Genomic DNA, 902 nt, shown 5'->3' on the forward strand with positions numbered 1-902 from the left:
GCTGCCTAGGTTGGTGCGGCCGAGGTTGCCGGTGCCGACGTTGAGGTCGCCGATATTTCCGCTGCCCAGGTTGTAGTCGCCGATGTTGGCGCTGCCCAGGTTGACGTCGCCGATGTTGGCGAAGCCCACGTTCCCGGCGCCAATGTTCGCCAGGCCCGCGTTGAAGGCCGTCGCAGTGGGGCCGTCACGAAGCACGCCGGCGAGGTCGGTGCCGATGCTGGCGATACCGGAGACATTGGCCGGCGACGTGAGGCCGACGGTGCCGGTGTTGTACAGACCCGAGATGGTGTTGCCGAAGTTGGCCAGGCCCGACTGCAGTGACCCGTAGTTCAGATAGCCCGAGTTTCCCGCGACTGCGTTCGAGACGTTCCATAGGCCGGAATTGTTGGCGCCGAAATTGGCGAAACCCGATGCGCTGCCGGCTCCGGCGTTGAAGAAGCCCGACGACGGGCTGGTGGTCGCGGTGCCGAACCCGGGCGCCGCCGGGACGTCGACGATCGGGATGCTGATGGGGCCCAGACCGCCGGTGCCACTGATGTTGATCACCGTCGAGCCGTCAGGGTTACCCACGTTGATTGCCACCGCAGGCTGTTCGCCGAAGGAAATGACGATGGGGTCGCCGGTCTGCGCACCGTAGACACTGGCGGGGCCGATGGAGCCGATGACTTTGCCGCCGATGCCGTCGTCCAAGCCGCTGAAGGAGATCTTGGGAATGGTGACGGGATTGATCTCGATGTCGGTGATGCTGATGGTGATCGGTATGTCGACGGGTATCGCGACATTGAAGAATGCGGGGATCTCGGGAACGGTGATCGCGTAGTAAGCGCCGATCAGGCCCTGGCTGTCGCCGCGCCACCACCAGCCGTTGTCCATGTTGCCGGTGTTGAAGGCGCCGGTGTTGA

1 protein-coding gene is annotated in these 902 nt (G+C 64.4%); it reads right to left on the minus strand.

Annotated elements, in window-relative coordinates; translation table 11 throughout:
* A partial coding sequence (locus BST40_RS28265) for a pentapeptide repeat-containing protein (protein ID WP_142276866.1) occupies nt 1-902 on the minus strand: 902 nt, incomplete at both ends.

Origin of the sequence: Mycobacterium persicum (assembly GCF_002086675.1) — a bacterium.
GTDB lineage: Bacteria > Actinomycetota > Actinomycetes > Mycobacteriales > Mycobacteriaceae > Mycobacterium > Mycobacterium persicum.